The organism is Niallia sp. MER 6 (assembly GCF_023714395.1).
GTDB lineage: Bacteria > Bacillota > Bacilli > Bacillales > Cytobacillaceae > Niallia.
In genome coordinates, this window is the sequence record NZ_JAMAUK010000002.1 from 356,016 (window position 1) to 379,544 (window position 23,529).

General features: G+C 42.7%; 20 protein-coding genes. 5 read left to right on the forward strand and 15 right to left on the reverse strand.

The window, feature by feature from the left end:
- Nucleotides 1-51: 51 nt before the first annotated feature.
- Nucleotides 52-1,581, reverse strand: a complete 1,530-nt coding sequence (locus tag M3600_RS04265; protein ID WP_233315717.1) for a glycosyltransferase family 2 protein — start codon at nt 1,579-1,581, stop codon at nt 52-54.
- Between the two features lie 371 nt (nt 1,582-1,952).
- Between M3600_RS04265 and M3600_RS04270 the strand changes: the two genes are divergently transcribed.
- The 3 genes from M3600_RS04270 (at nt 1,953) to M3600_RS04280 (ending at nt 3,991) form a co-directional block, all read left to right on the forward strand.
- On the forward strand, nt 1,953-2,972 hold the full coding sequence (locus tag M3600_RS04270) for a methionine ABC transporter ATP-binding protein (RefSeq protein WP_233315718.1): 1,020 nt from the start codon (nt 1,953-1,955) through the stop codon (nt 2,970-2,972).
- A complete protein-coding gene (locus M3600_RS04275) occupies nt 2,972-3,631 on the forward strand; it encodes a methionine ABC transporter permease (protein ID WP_233315719.1) in 660 nt (219 codons plus the stop codon). The genes M3600_RS04270 and M3600_RS04275 overlap by 1 nt, the downstream gene beginning before the upstream one ends.
- A gap of 135 nt (nt 3,632-3,766) precedes the next feature.
- Complete coding sequence (locus tag M3600_RS04280; RefSeq protein WP_233315720.1) at nt 3,767-3,991, forward strand: hypothetical protein; 225 nt, start codon at nt 3,767-3,769, stop codon at nt 3,989-3,991.
- A gap of 21 nt (nt 3,992-4,012) precedes the next feature.
- On the opposite strand, the gene M3600_RS04285 is transcribed toward M3600_RS04280, so the two are convergent.
- The 7 genes from M3600_RS04285 to M3600_RS04315 all read right to left on the reverse strand — a co-directional run bounded on the left by M3600_RS04285 (nt 4,013) and on the right by M3600_RS04315 (nt 12,882).
- Nucleotides 4,013-5,245, reverse strand: a complete 1,233-nt coding sequence (locus M3600_RS04285; RefSeq protein ID WP_233315721.1) for a Zn-dependent hydrolase — start codon at nt 5,243-5,245, stop codon at nt 4,013-4,015.
- A 23-nt stretch (nt 5,246-5,268) separates the two neighbouring features.
- Nucleotides 5,269-5,505, reverse strand: coding sequence for a hypothetical protein (locus M3600_RS04290; RefSeq protein WP_233315722.1), 237 nt, complete (start codon nt 5,503-5,505; stop codon nt 5,269-5,271).
- Nucleotides 5,506-5,521: 16 nt separating this feature from the next.
- Complete coding sequence (locus M3600_RS04295; RefSeq protein ID WP_233315723.1) at nt 5,522-6,997, reverse strand: NCS1 family transporter; 1,476 nt, start codon at nt 6,995-6,997, stop codon at nt 5,522-5,524.
- A gap of 88 nt (nt 6,998-7,085) precedes the next feature.
- Complete coding sequence (gene hydA / locus M3600_RS04300; RefSeq protein ID WP_251644796.1) at nt 7,086-8,504, reverse strand: dihydropyrimidinase; 1,419 nt, start codon at nt 8,502-8,504, stop codon at nt 7,086-7,088.
- 23 nt (nt 8,505-8,527) lie between these two features.
- Entirely contained in the window at nt 8,528-9,805 is a 1,278-nt protein-coding gene (gene preA / locus M3600_RS04305) for an NAD-dependent dihydropyrimidine dehydrogenase subunit PreA (RefSeq protein ID WP_233315725.1), read from the reverse strand.
- 37 nt (nt 9,806-9,842) lie between these two features.
- The gene (locus M3600_RS04310) at nt 9,843-11,201 is read right to left on the reverse strand and encodes an NAD(P)-dependent oxidoreductase (protein WP_251644797.1); all 1,359 of its coding nucleotides are present in this window, start codon (nt 11,199-11,201) and stop codon (nt 9,843-9,845) included.
- Between the two features lie 319 nt (nt 11,202-11,520).
- Nucleotides 11,521-12,882, reverse strand: a complete 1,362-nt coding sequence (locus tag M3600_RS04315; RefSeq protein WP_251644798.1) for an aspartate aminotransferase family protein — start codon at nt 12,880-12,882, stop codon at nt 11,521-11,523.
- Between the two features lie 159 nt (nt 12,883-13,041).
- Between M3600_RS04315 and M3600_RS04320 the strand changes: the two genes are divergently transcribed.
- Nucleotides 13,042-14,667 carry a PucR family transcriptional regulator gene (locus M3600_RS04320; RefSeq protein WP_251644840.1) on the forward strand — a complete coding sequence of 542 codons (1,626 nt, stop codon included), beginning with the start codon at nt 13,042-13,044 and terminating at the stop codon, nt 14,665-14,667.
- A gap of 1 nt (nt 14,668) precedes the next feature.
- Here M3600_RS04320 and M3600_RS04325 read toward each other — a convergent pair whose 3' ends face one another.
- The 6 genes from M3600_RS04325 to M3600_RS04350 all read right to left on the reverse strand — a co-directional run bounded on the left by M3600_RS04325 (nt 14,669) and on the right by M3600_RS04350 (nt 21,646).
- Nucleotides 14,669-15,142, reverse strand: a complete 474-nt coding sequence (locus M3600_RS04325; RefSeq protein WP_233315728.1) for a hypothetical protein — start codon at nt 15,140-15,142, stop codon at nt 14,669-14,671.
- Nucleotides 15,143-15,250: 108 nt separating this feature from the next.
- The gene (locus tag M3600_RS04330; protein WP_233315729.1) at nt 15,251-15,634 is read right to left on the reverse strand and encodes a VOC family protein; all 384 of its coding nucleotides are present in this window, start codon (nt 15,632-15,634) and stop codon (nt 15,251-15,253) included.
- A gap of 256 nt (nt 15,635-15,890) precedes the next feature.
- Complete coding sequence (locus M3600_RS04335; protein ID WP_233315730.1) at nt 15,891-17,003, reverse strand: GerAB/ArcD/ProY family transporter; 1,113 nt, start codon at nt 17,001-17,003, stop codon at nt 15,891-15,893.
- Entirely contained in the window at nt 17,000-18,217 is a 1,218-nt protein-coding gene (locus tag M3600_RS04340; protein ID WP_251644799.1) for a Ger(x)C family spore germination protein, read from the reverse strand. Before M3600_RS04340 ends, M3600_RS04335 begins: the two co-directional genes overlap by 4 nt.
- Nucleotides 18,214-19,905 carry a spore germination protein gene (locus M3600_RS04345; RefSeq protein WP_251644800.1) on the reverse strand — a complete coding sequence of 564 codons (1,692 nt, stop codon included), beginning with the start codon at nt 19,903-19,905 and terminating at the stop codon, nt 18,214-18,216. Before M3600_RS04345 ends, M3600_RS04340 begins: the two co-directional genes overlap by 4 nt.
- Nucleotides 19,906-20,320: 415 nt before the next feature.
- Entirely contained in the window at nt 20,321-21,646 is a 1,326-nt protein-coding gene (locus M3600_RS04350) for a UDP-glucose dehydrogenase family protein (protein ID WP_251644801.1), read from the reverse strand.
- Nucleotides 21,647-21,945: 299 nt separating this feature from the next.
- On the opposite strand from M3600_RS04350, the gene M3600_RS04355 reads away from it, so the two are divergent.
- Nucleotides 21,946-22,434, forward strand: coding sequence for a sigma-70 family RNA polymerase sigma factor (locus M3600_RS04355; protein ID WP_251644802.1), 489 nt, complete (start codon nt 21,946-21,948; stop codon nt 22,432-22,434).
- Nucleotides 22,435-22,464: 30 nt separating this feature from the next.
- Here M3600_RS04355 and M3600_RS04360 read toward each other — a convergent pair whose 3' ends face one another.
- Complete coding sequence (locus M3600_RS04360; protein WP_237941955.1) at nt 22,465-23,523, reverse strand: M42 family metallopeptidase; 1,059 nt, start codon at nt 23,521-23,523, stop codon at nt 22,465-22,467.
- Nucleotides 23,524-23,529: the final 6 nt, after the last annotated feature.

Here is a 23,529-nt window from a genome sequence, read left to right on the forward strand (position 1 = left end):
AAAAAAAGATAGAGCATTATACTCTATCTCTACTAAAATATTAAACTTTCATCAGGCTGTATGTCTGCCGCGCAGTGTCCAAATTTGATAAACCATCATTGCAGATTTAATGACTGTCAAATAAGTCAGCACAACCCAGCCTCCCATCAAGTACGGTTCAACATTTGCTTGCACAGAAGCGCTCGTTAAGAAATCGCGTTTATCGTAGCATAAGTAAGCAATTAACGCTACGCCAAGTATACTTAATAAAATACCTTGTGCCAGTTTACTTTTTGTTTTCCCTGATTCTGCTGCATATTGGTTTGCCCAGCCGTCCTTCTTGTTGGCGGAAAGCTTACCGAGCCATACTTGGCCAAATGTCATTAAGTTAACCCATAAATACATTTCGGGACTTATCAATAACCCTGCCATCACCACATCTATCGGTCGATACATCGGTGTTTTTATCGCAAGAATTATATTTAACACAGATGCAAGGGCAATAGGTGTCAGCCATATCCATGACCAATAATACTGGTCTGTTGCAAGGGCGAGCGCTAGCAAGACGATAAACATCACACGAATAAGCAAGTCGGAAAAGAGCTTAACCTGATTTCGCCAAATTTTCCCCTTATGTCTTGTCTTCACACTCAAATCTTTATTTGTCAGCAAGTCCACCGTTCCTGAATTCCATTTATTCCGCTGCTCCCGGAAGGTATGATAAGAACGCATCGCATCAACAAAGCAGCGTCCTTCAGGGCTGATTAACGTTTTCCAGCCGGATTTCTGCAGCTGCCAAGTAAGCAGCATATCCTCTACATCACTGTCATTTTGCCACGGTCCATCAAGTTTATTATCATTCACAACCTCCTGCAAAGCTTCAGGTCTGAACAATGTTGCCTGACCGCCAAGAACATAAGTGCTTCCGCCATGGTATTGAAGATCAAGGAGCCAGCTCGCCATATCCTGCTTCTGCTGATGTGTCCACCATCTTGCCATCGGTCCGCCATATTCTCCGTTTGCAATCTTTTCTTCATAGAAAACATCGTCCTTGCTCAGCAAGCTTTTCTTCTTAGGCATGCGCATCGTATACTTGGCCATAACGCCGCCAATATTTCGTGCGCTCATCAGGCCTTCCCATAAATGCTTTAAGCAATTAGGAGCAAGCCTGCTGTCTGCATCCATTCCAAGCACGCCTTTAATGCTTTGTTTATAGATGATTTGCGAGTCTGTCAGCTCTTTATCGTAAATATCTAGCAAATCGCCGTATAACAGCTTCCAACCAGAATTCAACGCACCAACTTTACGGAGCTTGTTTCCGTCTGTCACGATGACCTTTAAGTTCAGATTGAATTCCTCACCTGCTGCAATGGCTCTCTCCTCTGTGCGATCAGAACAATTATCAGCAATAACATAAACATCAAGGTCTACACCTTTTGGCAATGTTTGATCTCTTAAGCCAGCAAGGCAATCTCGAATCGAATTTTCCTCATTATGAGCAGGAATCAACGCAATGATCCGCGGCCTCATATATGTTTTTTTTACACCTGGCATACTAAAAATCGACATTCTACCTTGTTCTCTTTGTACTAATAATGACATATGAATTCACCAACTCTCTCTTTTTTGTTTTATAGAAAACGTATCGTTTGCTTGTTCTTTAAAAAGAACGTTTCAACCAAAAAAATAGGAAAAAGAAACTGTTCTATATTTTTCTTTCAGTTGTTCTTAACTAAGAACATATTAACATCTCTCTATTGCAGCGTCAATTTATTTTATAAATAAACCGACAAAAAATTAAGTGAACCATTCGTGAAATCCTTATCATAACCTTTGTAAAGGCAAATAAATTATTTCTTTATAAAGAACAGCTGGTTTTTACTATTATGATTATTAAATATTGTATTCCCGCCAGTATTTCATTATTATTAATGCAGCAAAGATTATAGTAAGTTTTAATGAAAGGATTGCCCATGATTGAGTTAAAAAACGTTTATAAAACATTTATACAAAAAGACAACGAAGTGCAGGCATTAAAAAATATAAATCTTAAGGTGGAAACAGGAGATATCTTTGGTGTCATCGGCTTTAGCGGTGCTGGCAAAAGCACGCTCATCCGCCTTGTTAATCTGCTGGAGCGGCCGACTAAAGGAGAGGTAATCGTTGGCGGTCAATCTCTGCTAGACCTTAACAGTAAACAGCTGCGGACAGCAAAGAAGCAAATTGGCATGGTTTTTCAGCATTTTAACTTATTAGAATCAAAGAGTGTGTTTGACAATATAGCAATACCTCTTATTCTGCAAAAAAGAAAAAAGGGAGAGATCCGCAAGCGGGTTATGGAGCTTCTTGAGTTTGTCGGCCTGGCAGACAAGGAGAAAGCTTATCCTAATGAATTATCGGGCGGACAGAAACAGCGTGTCGGCATTGCAAGAGCACTTGCCACCAATCCTTCTGTCCTGTTATGCGATGAGGCAACATCCGCTTTAGACCCGCAAACGACAAGGTCAATCCTCCGGCTGTTAAAGCGAATTAATGAAGAATATAATATTACGGTTATGATTATTACCCATGAAATGGCTGTCATTCAGGAAATCTGCAATAAGGTTGCCGTTATGGAACAAGGAGAGATTATTGAACAAGGCACTGTTCTTGACGTATTCTCCAATCCTGCTCATCACACTACCAAAAGCTTTGTGAGCACGATTGTTCAGCATGATCTTCCTGCAAGCATGAAAGGCAAATACAAAAACGAGCCTGGCAGCAGATTAGTTAAGCTAGAGTTTCTCGGAAGTGAAATGGCACAGCCATTTCTTTATGAATTAGTTACTCGCTTTGGAGTAAGTCCGAGAATATTGTTTGCCAACACGGTCGAAATTCAGGAGCATTTGATCAGCACAATGACTGTCACACTGAGTGGCGAAGACGAACAGATTATAACAGCACTTTCTTATTTAAAAGAACAAGGAATACAAGTGAAGGAGGTGGCTGAATAATGTTTGATACATTTATAACGACAGATTTATTTATGCAGGCAATCGTCGAAACTTTATATATGGTAGGATGGTCGCTTTTAATAGGTACCTTGATTGGAGGACCGCTCGGTATCCTGCTTGTTGTAACAAGAAAAGGCGGGGTCTTGGAAAACAGGCTCTTGTATAATATCCTGAATCCGATCATAAATATTATCCGCTCCCTGCCATTTATTATCCTGCTGATTGCCATCATTCCCTTTACCAGATTTGTCGTCCAAACGACGATTGGGACAGAAGCAGCGATTGTGCCGCTGATTATTTATATTGCACCATACATAGCCAGACTTGTTGAGAATTCCATCTTAGAAGTGAACCCTGGTATTTTAGAAGCTGCTGAATCAATGGGAGCAACTCCCTTTCAAGTTATCTGGTATTTTCTGCTGCCAGAGGCCTTCGGTTCGCTCATCCTCTCGATTACAACGGCAGCAATCGGCTTGCTTGGTGCGACTGCAATGGCCGGAACAGTCGGCGGCGGCGGTGTCGGCAGCCTTGCGTTAACATATGGCTATCAGCGTTTTGACACATTCGTTATGGTAATAACAGTGATCGTCCTTATTATTCTTGTCCAAGTGATTCAATCTCTAGGAACCTTTTTAGCCCGTAAAGTTCGGAGAAGATAAAAAAAAACACAAAAAAACTGACCGCTTCAATAGGTCAGTTTTTTTGGTTGTTAGGAAAATTTCCATATTTACGTGCATTCATTTAATAGAAACCACAATTCTAAATGGTAAAATAAGATAAAAGGAGTTGGTCTGATGTTTTTTAAAGAAGATAAAAATTTCGACAGGGTAAGTATAAATATAGCAAGCTATTCTGCTTTTATTTATTGGGGAATTTTTTTACTTATTAACGGCTTTTACGAAACCTATGGAAAAGGGCCGCTAGTCAATTCCCTATTTCTGCTGAATTCGGGATTAGTCATCTTTTTCACTAGTGAAATACTTGCTAAATGGATAAGAAAAAGAAGAACCAATGCATGATTCTTCCTTGTGAGTACTACCCTATTTCTTCAACAATTCCAGCACTGTCTCCAACAGCAGGTTAACTCCTCTTTCACAATCCTCCCATAATGTCAGCTCTGCTTCGCAATGGCTTTTTCCATTAATGCTCGGCACAAACAGCATTGCTGTCGGAATGTAGCTGGCGATAAATTGGGCATCATGACCTGCGCCGCTTGCCATTTTTCGATACGAATATCCAAGCTGTTTAACGGCGTTTTCCATCACAGCTAGAATAGCTTCATCAAACCAGACAGTCGTCCGGTCCCACTGCTTCTCTGCCTTCATTGCACAGCCTTCTAAAGCAGAGACCTCTGTAAGACTCCCAATAATATTCTCCACTTCACGAATGACAGCTGGTTCCTTATGTCTGGCTTCTAAAGTGAAGACAACTTTATTCGGGATGACGGTGTGTATATTTGGGGAGATATTCATTCTTCCAATTGTGTATACAAGGTCATCTGCTAAAGCTCCGAGCCTTGTTCGTATCTCTGCGATAATATTATGACTTGCAAATAAGGCATCTTTTCTCATATCCATTGGTGTTGTTCCCGCATGGTCCGACTCACCTGTCACTTCTATTTCATAACAGACCATCCCGACAACACACTCCACAATGCCAATCGACAAGTTCTCACGCTCAAGCACTGGTCCTTGTTCAATATGCAATTCTAAAAATGCCGCTGCTTCCTTTAAACGGGACTCTTTTAGCCCTGCATACTCGATTTTGTTTAATGCCTCCTGAAAGGTAATACCAGCTGTATCTGTTTTTTTCAGCATGGTATCTTTCTCAAATTTGCCAGATAGAATGCCTGATGCCATCATTGATGGTTCAAACCTTGCTCCCTCTTCGTTAGTAAAGTTGATGACCGTTATCGGAACAGCAGGTTTTACATTGTTTTCAACAAGTGTGCGCACAACCTCAAGGCCTGCGGCAACACCGAGGACACCGTCAAAACGTCCGCCTTTTTTAACCGTATCGAGATGGGAGCCGATTGCTATCGGCGGCTTAGCCTCTTGGCCGGGAAGAGTCGCATACATATTGCCTAGATCATCAACTGTCACTGCCATGCCAAGCTCTTCACAACAATCGTAAAAATAATCCCTTGCTTGCCGGTCCTCCTCTGATAGAGACAGCCTTGTTACTCCATTGTTCTTTGTTCTGCCAAAGTCTGCAAATCTCTCTAATGAATCTTGCAATCTCTTGCCATTAATCAACAGCTTTTGCCCTTCCATGCTAACTCCTCCACTTCTTTAACTTATTTAGCAAAGTTTACTGCTTGCTGCTCTATCAGCTTTACAGCAAAATATTTCCGAGCATTCGCTGTTGATAGATGCACTGTTTCCATCTCTGCCTCTTCTTCCTTAGCATCTCGTTTTGCAAAATCTACAAACGCTCCATCTAAGTTCTCTGTTACTTTGGCGATTTTATACCCTTTTTCCAAGAGGATATCCATCTGCTCTCTCTCTTGCAGGAACTGCTCATAATCTGACATAAATTGAACCCTCCTTTTACACTCTTTCAGCAGCAGCATCTGTAATAACTTCTGCCTCTATGTCTGCTCCCTCTACTGCCCAATCGCGGCCTGCCGTTATTCCTAAATACTGGCTGTCATCTGGATCAACCATTTCTGCCTGCGGATATTTTTTGAACCACCAATATTTTGCTAAAATATAATAAAGCCCAGCACCCACCACAAAGCCGACAATAGAGGAATAAGCAGACAGCATGTTGGCGATGACTCCACCTACAATCCAGGAAATGAAGCCTGCCAGATTAAAACCTTTCAAATAGCGGAACTGGCCGTCTTTTTCATATAAGTCCTGCACATTCACTCTCCTTTTACGAAGCAAATAATAATCGGCGAACAAGATGCCGACAATGCTAGTAAGAATCCCGCCAATTACAAGCAGAGCACTGTTAAGAACAGTAAACAAACTCCAAGGCTGGGCGAGCATGCCGATGATGCCAGCAAGGACAACTCCCACCCAGAAGGGCATTTTCGGTCCGCCCACATTAGAAAAGATGGTCGCAGCCGGTATAACATTGGCCGATGTATTAGTTGACCACTGTGCAAGCACAATCATAAGCATTAGAACACCTAATGTAATTCCGCTTGCCGTTTCCTGAAGGGCGACAACAGGATCGGAGTTAGCTACAGCCATATAGGAAACAGCACCAATAATGATCATAAAGGTATTCACAATTGGCATGATGATAATGCTGCCCAACAGCTGTGTTTTGTTTCTTTTAAACCAATTTCGTTCCTTTTTCGGTGCCCGGAAATAGCGGGAAAGTGTTGGCATATCGGCTGCAAGGGTAGCCCAAAAACCCATATTGCTCATAACGACAACCATAAAGGCAGTAAATGCTGCTCCCCCTGTGACTGGACTTTCCACCCATGTCCAGATATTCTTTCCCTGCTCTACCGCTTTGTCAGACAAAGCAATATACATCCAGCAGGAAATTAAGATAATAATAGGGGCAGCCAAATCGGCAAAGCGTTCGATTGACTTGATGCCAAGAGAAGTATTAATCAGCTGGAATGCTGCAAACAGCAAGAAACAAATAAACCAATTATCAAAACCAAATAATAGATTCAAAATGGCATTGATTGCTGTCGAGCCAAAATAGGTGTTAATCCCAAACCAGCATGCGGCAGTGATGCCGCGGACAATCGATGGAATATGAGTTCCGATTGTTCCAAACGGCGCCCGCATATAGACAGGAAAGGAAAGGCCATGCTCAACTCCAATATCACCGATGATGGTCATTAATACTCCAATTGCCACAGACCCAAGAAGTGTTGCCAATATCACCAGGCCAAGGGGCAGGTGTATAATTGCGCCTCCTCCAATTGCAAAAGCTGCCAGCACGATGGCCATACCGACCCAGATGACGGCAAATCCAAACGGACCAATATTCCGTTCACTTGAAGCAATCGGCAATAAATCAGGTGATCGTAAATAATTGCTTTTCTTTTCCATACCTATCTTCACCCGCCTAAACTTATTTGAATATTGAAAATATTTAAATCACAAAGCAGGCTGATTTTATATCAGCCTATTCTGTCTTTTAAATCGTAATCGTGCTGCCTGCGGAGATTTTCTTTGCTTCTCCATATTTTGCCCGTTTAATGAATTGCCCTGCCCCAGCTTGACCTGTAAACAGTTTATCTTTAATAACAAACTCTCCTCTGGACAAAACAGACACAGGCTCACCTGTTACTTCCATACCTTCAAAAGGATTATAGTCGACAGCCATATGATGTGTTTCTGCAGAGATAACCCGCTTTACATCAGGATTAAAAATGACTAAATCTGCGTCAGAACCGACGGCGATTGTCCCCTTTTGCGGATAAAGGCCAAACAGCTTTGCTGCTTTTGTTGACATGATATCCACAAACTGGTTAAGAGATATCCGTCCACCAACCACACCCTCTGAGTATAAAATACTGACACGGTCCTCAATAAGAGGACCGCCATTCGGGATTTTAGAGAAATCATCTTTGCCTAAATCCTTCTGTCCTTTAAAGTCAAAAGAGCATTGGTCAGAGCCGAGAGTCTGGAGCTGACCTGTTTTTAAAGCATTCCACAGAATTTCCTGATTATGCTTTTCTCGAAGCGGCGGTGACCAAACATATTTCGCTCCTTCAAAATCAGGCTTCTCTAAATAGGATTGATCGAGCACTAAATACTGGGGACATGTTTCTCCCCAAATATCAATTCCGCTATTTCTTGCGGCTGCGATTTTTTCTGCCGCCTCGGCACAGCTTACATGCACAACATACAGCTGTGATTTTGCCAGCCCTGTTAATGCTGCTGCCCTGCCTGTCGCTTCTCCCTCTGCTTCCGGCGGCCTTGTTAAGGCATGATAAATAGGTGCTGTATTGCCTTCTTGCAATGCTTTTTTCACTAAATAGTCGATTACATCGCCGTTTTCAGCATGAACCATCACTAATGCGCCCAATTCCTTGGCTGCAAGCAATGTTCGAAAAAGAGTCTCGTCATCTGCTTGAAACTGGTTTTTATATGCCATGAACACCTTTAAGGAAGTAATTCCTTCCTCATTAATCATCGCAGGCAGCTCGTTCAAGGCAGCTTCATTTGCTTCCACAATTTGAAGATGAAAGCCATAGTCTATGACCGCTTTTTCCTTTGCTTTTGCATGCCATGCTTCTACTGCAGCCTTTAAAGGCTTACCTTTTGTAGTCAGACAAAAGTCGATAACTGTTGTTGTTCCGCCGAAGGCTGCCGCCATTGTTCCTGTTTCAAAATCATCCTTTGTGACAGTGCCTCCGAATGGCATATCTAAATGGGTATGCGGGTCAATTCCCCCTGGAAAAATATACGAGCCAGCTGCATCAATAATCTCTGCCCCGGTTTCATCCAATTGACTGCCAATTTGGGCGATTATGCCATTTTCTATACATAGATCTGCCTGATACGTATCTGCTGCTGTCACGATTATTCCATTTTTAATGATTTTTCTCATCAATCACCGCTCCTCGTAGTTTTTTATGGACGAACAGAATTTGCTAATGCACCTAATGCGCCTTGGCGCTCGTTCCAAGTCATTGGCGGAAGTCCATTTTGCATCTGAACCATATCAATCGCCCCCTCCACAGGGCATACAATAGAACATAGATTGCAACCGACACAATCTTCCTCTCTCACTTTTAAATAGCTCATGCCGCTTGCGTCCTTTAGCATATCAATGCATTGGTGAGAAGTATCTTCACAAGCGATATGGCATTTATTGCAATTGATACAAACATCATTATTGATTTTGGCAACAACGCTGTAGTTGAGATCCAAGTCGCCCCAGTCAGAATACTTCGGCACTGACTTTCCGACTAAATCCATGACAGATGACAGTCCCTTTTCCTCTAAGTAGAAGTCGAGCCCTTCTATCATATCCTCGACAATTCGGAATCCGTGGTGCATGGCGGCCGTGCAAACTTGCACACCTGTGGCACCCATCAGCATGAATTCGACTGTATCTCGCCAGCTCGATATCCCCCCAATACCGGAAATCGGCACATTGATATGCGGGTTGCGGGCACATTCTCCAACCATATGAAGGGCGATTGGCTTGACGGCTGGTCCGCAATAGCCGCCATGGGCGCCTTTCCCAGCAACATGGGGAATTGTTTCCCATGTGTCAATATCAACACCTGCCAAGCTGTTAATGGTATTGATCATGCTGATGGAATCGGCGCCGCCATGAACAGCTGCTTCAGCTGTTGCGGTAATGTCTGTAATATTTGGAGTAAGCTTGACAATAACAGGTGTTGTGGCAACTTCCTTCGCCCAGTATGTCTGCTTTTCAACCAGTTCAGGCACTTGGCCTGAAGCGGCTCCCATCCCCCGTTCTGCCATACCGTGAGGACAGCCGAAGTTCAGTTCAAGCCCGTCAACGCCGACAGCCTCCACTCTTTTCACAATTTCATGCCATTTATCCTGCTGCGGTTCCACCATCAAGCTTGCTATAATCGCATGATTTGGGAATCTTTTTTTCGTTTCATAAATTTCCTTCAAGTTTACTTCTAATGGTCGGTCTGTAATGAGTTCAATATTGTTAAAGCCTGCCACTCTTTGCCCATTAAAGCTGACTGCAGCAAATCTCGAGGATACATTTAATATCGGGTCACCGAGTGTTTTCCAGACAGCTCCTCCCCAGCCAGCTTCAAACGCACGCTGCACTTGATAGCCTGAATTAGTTGGGGGAGCGGACGCAAGCCAGAACGGATTAGGTGATTTAATGCCTGCTAAATTAATGCTCAAGTCTGCCATAAACGACCTCCTAGTTTTAGTAAAAAGGCATGCTTATTTAAGCTGTCTCTGCTGTTTCTTGAGTCAGTTTCCTGTGAATCGCATAAGCACTTTCCTTCCCTTGCTGTGCGGCAGACACAACCATTGCCTCTCCCTGTCCTTTGCCAAAAATCGCATCTCCGCATGCAAATACCTTTTCGTTAGAAGTTTGATAAGAATTCAAATTAATAGAAATGACTCCGCCATCATGATCAAGTTCAAATTGCTCAATCAGGGGCAAATGACGTGATTGCCCAATCGCCTTTATTACGACGTCAACATCAAGCTTGAATTCCGAACCACAGACAGCTGCGGGCTTAGAGCGGCCATCCTCGTCAGGCTCGCCAAGCTCCATTTTCACACACTCCAGAGCTGTGACGTTGCCAGCCTCATCGCTGATAATCGTTTGAGGAGCTGTCAGCCACTTAAACTCTACTCCATCTTGTTTAGCAAATTCGTATTCAAATCGATAGGCGGTCATTTCCGCTGCTGTCCGACGATATACAATCTGAACTTGCTCTGCTCCGAGGCGGACAGAACAAGTAGCAGCATCAATCGCTGTGTTTCCTGCCCCGATAACTGCTACTTTCTTTCCGACTAAGTGATTCGTAATGGGCTTTGTCTTTGTTTCCTTCACGAATTCAATGGCATCATACACACCATTCAGGTTCTCACCAGCTATATTCAAGTCAGGGACATTCGCCATCCCTATTGCCAAGAGAACAGAATCATAGTTTTCGAGAAGAGCACTCGCAGAAATATCAGTGCCTACTCTTGTATTTGTGCGGATTTCCACATCAAGACTCTTCACCTGCTCCACTTCCCAATAGGAAATTTCCTTCGGAAGGCGGAACGAGACAATTCCATAAGTGTTCAGCCCGCCTGCCTCCTTCTCTGCTTCAAAGATGGTCACCTTGTAGCCAAGCAGTGCAAGCTCTCTTGCCGCAGACAGGCCAGCAGGTCCTCCCCCGACAATCGCTATCCTTTTGCCATTGCTTATGCCTGCCTTAAACATTACTTGCTTATTCTTTATTGCCCAATCTGTCGCATAACGCTGGAGATTGCCAATCATGATTGGCTTTGTAGAGGAGTTCAACACGCAAGCTCCTTCACACAATTCCTCTGTCGGACATACTCTTGCACAGCTGGCACCAACAGGATTGGCTGTCATAATTGTTTTAGCAGACCCTTTCATATTTCCTGACGCGATTTTTTTAATAAAAGACGGAATATTAATTCCTGTAGGACATGCAGTAATACACGGCGCATCATAACAGTAAAGACAGCGGTTCGCTTCTTCTGTTGCCTCCTGTGCTGAAAGAGGCGGTGCTGCTTCTAAAAAATTAGCGGATAAATTTACTTTTGAAATGAGACTCATAGAAACCTCCTTATATTTAGGGAAGGATTTACTTCCTATTGATCTATTGGGTATTCTTGTTACTCGGAGTTTTATGGTAAGTCTAGGACGAAGATTCATTGGTGGAAGGAAAGCTTACAATTTAAGGAATAGTTTCATAAATTATAATTGGTAATTATTTGTTAGTCTATATAGTATTCAATCAAGTTTAGCTTCATTACGAACAGGAGAACAAGCTCTTATCTTGCTTCATGCCAGTAATACCAATGGGAGAAGGCAAATTCCCCCATGATGGCATCCGTTATTCATTAATATTATTAATGGCAGATAATCTTACAATCTACTGACAAATATTCTCAGCCAATACTTTCTTCAATGTCCCAATCAAATACATGAGATCTGCATCTGTACTTGATAAGGGCGGACAAATGGTCAGCACATTATTGTAGCCGTCGACAGTGTCGCCATTCTTCCCAATAATGAGTCCTTCCTGCCGGCACGCTTGAACAATCTTGGCAGCAAAAGCAGACGGTGCTGGCTCTTTGCTTTGTTTATTAGCAACAAGCTCGATGCCGACAATCATTCCTAATCCGCGGACATCCCCGATGTTCGGGTGAGTCTCGGCAAGGGGCAGCAGCTCCTTGAGAAGAAAGGAGCCTTTTTCTGCTGATCTGTCTACCAGATTCTCCGCCTCGATAATTTCAAGGTTTTTCAAAGCGACAGCACAGGCGGATGGATTTCCGCCAAATGTATTGATATGGCGAAAATGGACATTCTCTTCAGTTCCTTTGAACTTCTCAAAGATTTCCTTTTTTACGGCGGTCACAGATAAAGGCAGATAGGCACTTGTCAGCCCCTTGGCCATCGTCACAATATCCGGTTTTATTCCAAAATGCTGATGACCGAATTTTTTCCCTGTTCGGCCAAACCCGCAAATCACCTCATCAATGATGAGAAGGACACCATATTTCTCGCATATCTCTTGCACCTTTTCGATATACACTTTATCTGGAATCAGAATGCCGCCGCCTGTAATTAACGGCTCCATAATAACAGCGGCGATGGTTTCCTTCTGCTCCCAGATAATTTTCTGTTCCAATTCCTCTGCCCTTAAATTACTATGCTCTTTTGCTGTCATGCCGTTAGGTCGGCGGTACGGATCGGGAGGTGCTACGTGCAGGAAGCCAGACGCTAAAGGCTCATATTTATATTTCCGCAATGCCTGTCCTGTTGCAGCTAACGCTCCCATGGAGCTGCCATGATAAGCTCGATGCCGGGAAATGAACTTATAGCGGCCTGAATTCCCATTTTGCTGGTGATATTGGCGGCTGATTTTAAAAGCTACCTCATTTGCTTCTGAACCGCTGTTTGAATAGAAAATCATATATTCGCCTTCCAGCCATTCATTGATTTTTTCTGCAAGCTGTATAGCAGGCAAGTGGCTCTGTGTTAACGGGGCATAGCAAAGCTCCTTCATCTGCTCAAATGCTGCTTGGGCGAGCTCCTCCCTGCCGTATCCGATATTCACACACCAAAGCCCTGACATACCGTCCATATACCTGTTCCCTTCATGGTCAGTCAGCCATGCTCCCTCTCCTTTAGCTGTTATCATTGCCGGCTTTTCCTCCACATATGGAGAGATATGATGCCAAACATTCCCTTGATCCTTTTCAGTCCATGAAGCAGTTCGCAGCTGATCCATTTTAATAACCCCTTTCTTTGTGCCCGTGCCCCTCCAATTGGATTGACGGCAAGCCATTTTTTAAGATAGTATCTAATTTACAGATTATTTAAATAATTGTCATTTAACATCATGTAACATAGTAAGCTAAATCATTTAACAAAAGTGGGGGCTAAAGTGATGAAGATGATGCTGACAGTTGAGGATGTTTTGCAGCGCAAGCCATTTCATTCTGCAAAGGTGCTTGCAGGGAGGAAAGGACTAAACCGTCCCGTGAAGTGGTCTCATATATTAGAAGTCAATAATGCAGAGGAATTTGTAAACGGCGAGGAGCTGATTTTAACGACAGGCATGAATCTGCAGTACGGTCAAAAAAGTCAGTTAGCTTATATAGAAAAGCTGATTAAGCTGAATACTGCTTGCATATGTATCGAGCTTGGCTCCTCCATACTTGGGATTGCACAAGATGCACTGGCACTTGCAGAGATGCATGATTATCCTGTTATTGTGTTTGAAGAAACAGTCAAATTTGTCGAAATCACGCAGGATTTGCATACTGCAATCATTAATAGTCACCACGAAATGCTGACTGACCTTGACCGGCTGTCAACGGAATTTCACTCCCTTTCCTTGCAGCCTAACGGCATCATGAAAATATTGCAGGCTGTTTACCAGTATTTTCACAAGCCAGTCTGCTTTCTCTCACCAGACTCTATTCAATATTATCCAGTTAATAAAAAGGAAGCTGCGTTTTTTATAAAGGAACTAGACTTAGAGAATCGGCCATATATGGAGCATAATGATGACATCCTTCTTTCAGCAGCAGTTCGGATGTTTGACCAGGTGTGGGGCTATATCGTCTTAATGGAAGCTGATCAAATCCATCATGATTTCTCCACACTTGTACTTGACCGAGCGGCAACTGCCATATCACAAGTGACTCTGCGCTATAAAGAATTAGCAGAAAAAAAGCATTGTTTAGAAGAGGATTTCATTCGCTCCTGCTTGTCCAACGACTCTGTCGACTTTAATCGTTTTCATTCTATCTTGCCTACCTATTATGCAAATGCAGCTTACCGGCTTCTGTGTATTCCAACACATCAAAACCTGCTTAGCTTCATGAACAGCAAAGCGGATTTTCAAAACACGCATACGGCGATGATGCTGCGGACATTATTGCAAAAGGAAGGATATTCTCCTATCATTTCAGTTCATCCACATGAAATTATTTGTATCATCTTCTCTAGTCCCAGTAATGTAAATACTAATGGCCAATGGGAAAAGCTCCGTGTAAAGCTGACTCAGCTGTGTGCTAAGCTTTTGAATGGTCAATTATTTGGAATAAGCTCGTCTTACTCGAGCCTTGAGCTTGTGACAAAGGCTTATGAAGAGGCAAATGACGTCCTGCATTTACGAAAACAGGCTGAAACAATCAGCCCTTTTTTCGACAATCTCGGCATATACCGGCTGTTGCTCCCCCTTCAGAAAACAGGGGCATTACAGCGCTATATCGAGGATTATATAGGGGGAATTATTGAATATGATAAGGTAAATAACAGCGAGCTCCTCAAAACATTGGCCGTGTACTTTGAGTGCAACGGCTCCAGAAAGATGGCGGCAGAAAGGCTGTTTATCGTCAGGCAAACCTTGTATCACAGGCTGGAGAAAATACGGAGTCTCCTTGGCGATGGGTTTACTGAGCCAACGAGCCGCTTGGCTTTAGAAGCAGCAATTAAAGGCTATGAACTTGAAAATAGCCTTCGCAAAAAGCAGGAAAATCTGCTGATTCACGAAGGCCGGAACTAATTTACGTACATTGGAAGGAAGAAATGCGGTCTGCATCTGTTCCGTAATACACCCAGCGGTTATTTCTCCAGCGCCATCCAGCAACAGAAGTTCTGCCGATATAAGTAGGATAGAACCAGAATGAGTTGCCATTGCGCAGCCACACATAAGTGTAGCGGAATCTGCATCTTCTCATAGAACCAGGATCAACTGCATACAACTGTGGTCCTTGTGGTCCCTGAAGCTGCGGTGTAAAGGTAGGCGGCGGTCCTGATGGAGGACCATATTGGTCGCCTCCTGAACCTCCTCCAAAATCCGGCTGGAAAGAAGGTCCCCCAAAATCCGGCTGGAAGGAAGGTCCTCCTGGAGAAAATGGCGGCGGACCGCTCGGAGGACCACCAGGAATAGGAAAGAAAGATCCTCCTCCGATTTGGTTTAAACGATATGGATCTTGTTCATTTGCAACATTGTATGGATTAATAGGCGGATAATACATGCATAATCCCCTTTCAGTTTTTATGCTTTACTGTATGCTGCCCGCCTAATTTGGTGCCCGTACCGTTATAAGAATCAACATTTAAATATTTAAAACGCTTTCATTAATTCAAGCAAAGCCATGGATTCTAATTTTGTTATTTTCTATGTCTACAAAATAAAACTCATAGTATGTGGGGAATGGATTGTCAACAGGACCGACCAGCACACCCTTTTCCTTTAGCTGCTCATGTGCCGCAAAGATGTCATCAGCTTGCAAATCAAGGCAATCATTGACTGGAAGCTGGTTTATTGGATTTCTCAAATAACGGTTGCATAAGGCCAATTTTGTATATTCATTTATGGTAAAGAAATAGGCGGCATCATGTCTTTCTGTAGGTTCCAGCTCTAAAATATAAGAATACCACTCTACAGCACTCTGAAGATGTTCGACATATGTCCAGATGACTACCTTGCCATTAATCATCGTTTTTGGGATAAACACTTCACTCAACCTTATCTCCTCCCCATTTTATTCTTCTTTTTTATGTACGTTATCTCTATGCTTCCTCCTCTCTTTCTTAACTATATGCTGTTAAACGATGTATTTTACATAAAAAACATAAAAGGATAAGCCTTTAAGCAACAAGGCTAAAACAACAGCTTAATGATGAGCCAAATGACAAGAATCCAAATTGGTATTGATATAATGGTGCCCCAAAAGCAGCCTGCAGCAAATGATTTTTTCACTAAATTTCATCCTTTTTATCCTAGACTGTTTTTGCTTCCTCTTTCTTTTTAAGCTTTTTCTTAAATATCGCTCCTAATACAAACAGCATCCCAGGCAGCCCTATGGCAATGCTGAGGCTGACAAGAACCCATTCCTTCTCAATGATGCCCATTGCCCGATGATGACTGCCTATCATCCAATAGCTAAAGGCACTTAGAACAAGACCAACAGGAATGATTACAGGACGATAATCCTTTAAGCCGATGATTTTTTGAACAGCTATAGAGGAGCATAAAAACGTCATCATAATTTGTGTTAAAATGGACAGCGCGAAAAAGGCAATCATAATCATTTCATAACGGTGCAAAAATAGACCGATTTCGGCACTTCTGGCCATTTGCATACAAGACACAATATATTGTGCAGCAACTTCTGGCGACAGAACACCAACCTCTAAAATCGGCCACATGACGATGATGACACCGCTGAAAATCAACCCAGACGTACTTGATCGAATCCATGTCGCACTATCTCTGACAAGGGGAAGAATCATACAAGCCATCATTGTCGCCATTGCCCAGTCTGCATCATGATGCCTGCTTGCCCATAATGTTGAGAAGAAGCCGGAGTCAAAGGTTGGCTGCAGCTCTTTAATATCAAATTCACTAATCGATCCTGCCAGAAGCAAAATATTCAACGCCATCACAGAGAAAACACCGATAAGCGCCATTCTTGCAATTACTTCTATGCCAAAATGAATGGCATATGACCCAATTAGAAAGGCAGCAACAATGAACAAAATAGTATGAGCTTCAGGTAAAAAATAATCTTTCAAATGGTAAACGAAAGTAGCCATTATCGTGCCATATGCACCTAAGAAAAACAAAAATACAAGGGCTGCGACCCCTTTGCCAATCCATTTTCCTAGTATCTGTCCATACTGATCAATCATATCTCCATTCGGGAGCCGCTTAATCGCAAAAATCACAATTGCCATAATGACAATGCCCTGAATCGAAGAAAATATCGTGGATATCCATATATCTCCACCCACTTCCCTTGCCATAATGCCTTGTGTCAGTCCAATTGACTTCGCATAAAGCATATTAATAATCAATGCCATGAACATGCCATTTGTTATTTGTACTTTCATTCTTCCTTTTTCTCCTTTTTGCCTGATGTTGTCGGCTTATAAAGCAGGGATCCGCTCTCTACTTTTGCACTAACCTTTAAATTTATCTTTACAGTTGGAAATACTTCATCCCAAGAATTAGCATAATGCTTCCACTCATATGGATATTCGTTTTGAAAAACCTTCCCTAGTTCCAATACATCTGCTCCGTAATCTTTTTGGATTTTATCCACTGTTGTCTTTATTTGACTTGTCAGCTCTTTTTCCACATTGTCTTCGAGCTTCTTTACATGCTTTTTATTAGACAGGTCAAGAGAACAGCCTGCTTCCACAACGCGGATATGCGCTTTAAAGGACGCATCATAGCTGATGTCACCATCCTTATATTTTGGCTTCACGTTAAAGGATTGATTTGTTAACTCCACACTTAGAGGCGTATTTGGATCATCAGGACAGCTCACTACTGCCACACCTGAATCGAGCTTTTCTCTGAACAAAACCAGCCCTCTCAACTCTTCTGGCTTCAATGTTCCCACAAGCTTATCCCCTTTAAAAATACCGGCCCCTGCTAAGACGACCTGCTTCGTTTGTGCTCCTTTATCAGGAGCTTTATTGTCAATTTTACTCGTTTCAAAGGCAACCCTCGCAAGCAGCGGCTCTGTCGACTCACTTAAATAAGCACTTAACAAGTCCATAATCACTGTTCTCGGCGCCTGATTAGATATGGTTGTGTAGCGAAACAGCTTTGCGAGTGCTTCGCCTGGGATTACTTCAAGACTTGTAACGGTAGAAATGACTTCATTCGCTTTCTCTGGTGTTACAGTTACCCATGTTCTCATTCTTAGTTCAGGGTTACGTGTGAAGAAATCGATGACATCCCCGATTCCTTCCTTCGCTACCTCCTCATTAATGACAATAATAAAGTTATGAGCCCAAAAAACCCTTCGTGATGACATGCTCGACATTTGACGGATTGCTTCAAAAATCGATGAGCCTTCTGTTTCCACCGTCCAAACTGGCTCTCCTGATTGACCTGATGGTGCTCCTGTCTGGCCCCGGGCATCTGCAGGTCTGGCTACTTGGGCTGTTACCTTAACTGTCCCTTCCTTTTCTCCTTTATCAAGGCCAACTGCCATCACTAAAGCTAAATCGCTAATTTCCCGCTTGCCCGAGCATGCCCCAAGCAAAAGAACAGCAGACAGCAACGCATGAAAAAGGATGATTTTTTTCATCATTTCTCATCCCCTTTTCCTTTTGGTGACTTTCGTCTCTTCAGCTGTTTAATGCCTGTCCCACCGCTGTCCTCTTTCGTTTCTGACTGCTGTTCGGCATTGCTCTCCGGCTCCTTCCGCTCAGAGGTTTCCTCTGCCTTCGTATGGGTGCTTTCTCCATGCTCATCTCCTTTTGGAGGCTGAGGCAGCTGGCTTTCCCCAATCTTAGAAGTATCATTGTCTGCTAATTGAGGGCGCTTCTTCATTGCCCACCATGGCATGCGGAAAATAGTATCCTTCTGGTCCTGCGGCTGAAAAGGCGTTGCTGGTGCTAAGTAGGATTCGCCAAATGAGCGGATGCTTAAGGCGTGAATTGCTATAAGTGCAAACATTGATGCAAAGCCAAGCAATCCTAATGTTCCTGATGCAATTAACAACGGAAATCGTATCAGCCGGATTGAATAAGAGGCTGAGTAGTTCGGAATTACAAAAGAGGATATCCCGGTAGTCGCCACGATAATGACCATAAATGGTGACACGATGCCGGCCTGAACAGCTGCTTGCCCAATAACAAGAGAACCAACGATGCTCACAGCCGAGCCGACTGGTTTTGGCATGCGCAAACCAGCTTCCCGCATCAGCTCAAAGGTCAGCTCCATCAACAACGCTTCCAGCAAGACAGGAAAGGGGACAACCTCACGCCCTGAAGCGATTGTTAACGCGAGAGGGGTTGGAATCATCTCTTGATGAAAGCTGACAAGCATCACATAAATCGACGTCAATGTTAAGCTGAGAATAAAGGCTGTATAGCGGACAATTCGAAAAAAGCTTCCTGCCATGAAACCTAAATAATAATCATCGCTCGCCTGCAGGAACTCCCAGAAATAAGTTGGTACAACAAGAACAAAGGGTGTATTATCAACAAAAATCGCCACCCTGCCCTCTAGAAGCGAGGAAGCGACCTTATCAGGACGTTCGGTGCTCATGATGGTCGTGAAAGGAGATAATGGTGCGTCCCTTATCAGCTCCTCAATATAACCGCTTTCTAATATGCCATCAATATCAATTCTATTCAGACGTTCCTTCACTTCATCGACAAGCCCTTTTTTAACAATTCCATTTATATAGGCAATATTGATGTCTGTTTTCGTACGTTTCCCTGCATTCAACTCTTCGAGACGAAAGCCTGTATCTCGTATCCTTCTTCTCACAAGAGCAGTGTTAACTCGAATGCTTTCTGTGAAGCCATCCCGCGGACCGCGCACAACTTGCTCTGCCTGAGGCTCTGATACTCCTCTTTGCGCCCAGCCTTTTGTCGGCACTTGAAAGGCTTTGTTGCAGCCTTCAACAAGCAGCACTGTGTCACCAGATAAAATCGATTTTATAGCACTCTCAAGCTCTGTCGTTTCAATGAAGTTAGTGTTCATAAGAACATGCTCTTCTAAGAGCCTCTCAATATCACGAGTATCCAAGTCATTGCGGATAATGACCTCATTTCCTTCAAACATCAGGGATTGCACTATCTTTTCAATAATTTGCGTATTTACTAAACCGTCAATATAAAAACAAGCAGCATGAACATCCTTTTTTTCTAAAAAGGTTACTTTCCGTTCAATAAAATCGGCACTGCCGCCAAGAAGCTCCTTAATGGTGGAACTGTTATAGGTTAGTGAATAGGTGAAATCTCGCTGAGGTGTATTATTTGCTACCATTATTCATCATCCTTTAATCTGCGTATCATTCACAGCTTCTTTTATCCTTCATAACCAACTGTATGCCGTTCTATTCTTTTTGTTGAAAAATGTATAATTATGACTGCTTTTGTTGATTAAATAGAATATAGTTCCAATTGCTATAATAGAATTTTACTTATTAAGGAGTATTTGCCAATGAATTTATATCATACATGGATTTACGAATATGTCCTCAATGCCAAGTGGTTCATCTGGGTGATTGTCTACACCGTGCTTGCCTTAAACGTCATGGCACCTGTGATTATTTGGGGACTGATGAATGGCACTGCTTTAAAAAAATGGGGAAAGATGATTGTGGAGAAAACAAAAAAAGAAAATGAAGCAAAAGAATCTCGAATCCTAATCTTTGCTTCATTTTCCACCTTTTATTTTATTAAATTTTTTGCAAAACCTTTTCATTCACAGACGGACGGCCAATGGAGTGGTAATGGACTCCAGCTTCTTCTGCCTCCGCAAGTGCATAGCAGTTCCTGCCGTCGTATACGTGCGGCGTTTTCATATTTTCTGTAAACAAAGTTAAAGGAGCATTCTTGATTTCCGGCCACTCTGTAAACACAAAGCAAATATCTGCATCCTGCAACGCTTCTTCTATGGTTGATGCAAAAGCCACTTCGGTCGGGTAGATTTTTTTGAAATTCTGTTCTCCTACCGGATCATAGACATGCACAGATGCGCCTTCGTTCAAAAGCAAGCGAACATTCGGAATAGACGGAGCTTCTCGCAAATCATCTGTTCCCGGCTTAAAAGTGACACCTAAAACAGCCACCTTCAAGCCAGCAAAACTGGCAAAGTCTTTCCTTGCCTTTTTGATGAGCTTAAACTTCTGCTTTTCATTAACCTCAATCGCTGCCTTCACAGTGCGAAGAACATAGCCTTCTTCCTCAGACAGCCAGTGCAGCGCCTTCGTATCCTTCGGGAAGCATGAGCCACCGTAACCAATACCAGCCTGCAGAAATTTGTCCCCAATCCGGCTGTCCATGCTCATCCCTTTCGTAACATCATCAATATTAGCACCAACTGCCTCACATAGATTGGCAATATCGTTCACAAAGGAGATTTTAAGTGCCAGAAAGTCATTGGACGCATACTTGACCATTTCCGCACTGCGGCGTCCCATATTAAGAATTGGCTGCTGGAACGGCTGGTAAATTTGTGTTAAGAGCTGTCTTGCATTCTCTGATTCTGTACCGATAACGATTCGCGATGCATGAAGTGTGTCTCTGACAGCAGTGCCTTGTGCCAAAAACTCCGGATTTGCGGCTACCTCAACGTTTATATCACGCTTCACATGCTCTTTTATAAATGCTTCGACCTTATCGTTTGTACCGATTGGAACAGTCGATTTAATCACTACTAAACAGTCTCTTTGGATATTTTCGGCTATTTGTCTGGCCACAGTGTATAAGAACGTAAGATTGGCAGAGCCATCCTCGTTTTCTGGTGTACCGACACCGATGATGATGACACTTGAATTTGCATATGCTGATTTATGGTCTGTTGTAAAAAACAGGCTGCCAGCATCCTTATTTCTGACGATCAGCTCATCTAGCTGCGGCTCATAAATAGGAGAGATGCCTTTATTCAATAAATCAATCTTATCCTGAATGGGATCAACACATGTCACTACATGGCCTGCTTCTGCCAAACATACGCCAGTCACTAATCCTACATACCCTGTTCCTGCTACTGTAATCTCCATTCGATCGAAACTCCCTTGCCTATATATTAGATAAACTTCCTATTATTTTAAATAAAAATTAATTTCCCCTTATTTTATCGGCTATATATTAAGTTAATTTGATACCAATGTAAAATTTGTATAAAACTTACCATTTACTTCGATTTAACTTCAAATGTGGAGCACCTAATTCAGCTCAATATCTATTTAGAGCTACCAAAGTTAGATTTCCACTATTCGCAGCCTGTTAATATTTCTTATATATTGAAAGCACCTAGGAAACTAACAAGAAAAAGCGCTTTTTCGGAAGGGATTTTCTGTTGAATGACAAGGACTATCAATTGTTAACCGAACAGTATACACCGATGATTCACCATTTGCTGAAAAAACTATCTATCTATAAAAATAAAGAAGAGTTTGTGCAAATTGGCCTTATCAGCATCTGGGAAGCATGGCAGAACTATAAAGAAGATAAAGGAAAGTTTCACTCTTATTTGTATATGTATATGAGAGGAAGATTTCTCGATGAACTGAAACGCCGTTCTAAAGAGGAACAGCAGACTGTATACCCTGAGGAGGCATTTTGGGAAACGGCTGGAAGTCACATGCTGACTCTAGATGAGCACTATATTCAAACATTGTGCAGTACACTTACTGCAAAAGAAGCAAAGTGGGTCAGCTATTTTTCCATCCAGCAGTTGACAATAGCTGAAATTGCTGCAAAAGAGCATGTCAGCATGTCAGCAGTGAAGGCTTGGAAAAAAGGTGCGGTAGAAAAGCTGCGTAAAATTCTTGCCCAGCAAATGTAAAAAGGACGGCTCGGGAGCCATCCTCAAGTGTTAAATCTTAAATTTATATTCACTAGCTGTTCTCATATGAAGAATAAATACCTTCAAGAGATCCTTTGTCGCTTCTAAATCCTTTATATCAATCACTTCATTTGGAGAATGTGCATATCTGGAAGGAATAGAGAGCACTCCTGTCGGTATCCCCTTACCCGCAAGGCTTAATTCTCCTGCATCTGTTCCAATTCCAGGAAACACTTCAAGCTGATAAGGAATGCTGTGTTCTTTTGCCAGTGACTGGAGCTGCTCTTTTACCTTCCTGTTAGAAATCAAGCTAAAATCCATAATTTTAATACCGGTGCCAGCACCTAAGGCAAGTGTTTTATCCATCATTTCCTCAGGAGTATCACTGACTGCTGTCGTATCAAGAGCAATTGCCACATCAGCATCCGTCTGATGGCTAACAACCCTTGCTCCCCTTAAGCCGACTTCCTCCTGAACAGTAAAGGCGCCGATAATTTCTCCTGCAAAATCAGTTGCATCAAGTTCCTCAAGTGCTTTAATTAGCACGGCACAGCCTGCTCTGTCATCAAAAGCTTTGCCGCTGATTCTTTTATCTGTTAACAGGTCGAAATGAGGCTGCCAAACAATCGAATCACCCACTTCAATCCCCAGTTCCGCTGCCTCTTTTTTGCTTGTAACACCTGCGTCTATGTATTGCTGTTTATGAGAACGAACCTTCTGCGCATCATCAAACTTCACCATATGAGCAGATATGGTGCCAATAACCCCTGAACGCAGACCTCTGCCAGTTTTGATTTGTACTCGCTGCGAAAGAAGGATTCTGTCATCATGGCCACCTAATTTCTCAAAGCGAATCAAACCATTGTCTTCTACTTTTTTGACAATAAAGCCTACTTCATCCATATGTGCAGCAACGACAATTTTTGGTCCTGGCTTGCTGCCCTTTTTCGTGACTATTAAATTACCAGCACCGTCCACTTCAATTGTATCAACAGTGCCGCGCAGGCGTGCTGCAATAAATGCCGCAACATCATCTTCAAAACCGCATGGTCCGTGCAGTGCTGTCAGTTCCTTCAATAATTCTATCACTTTGTT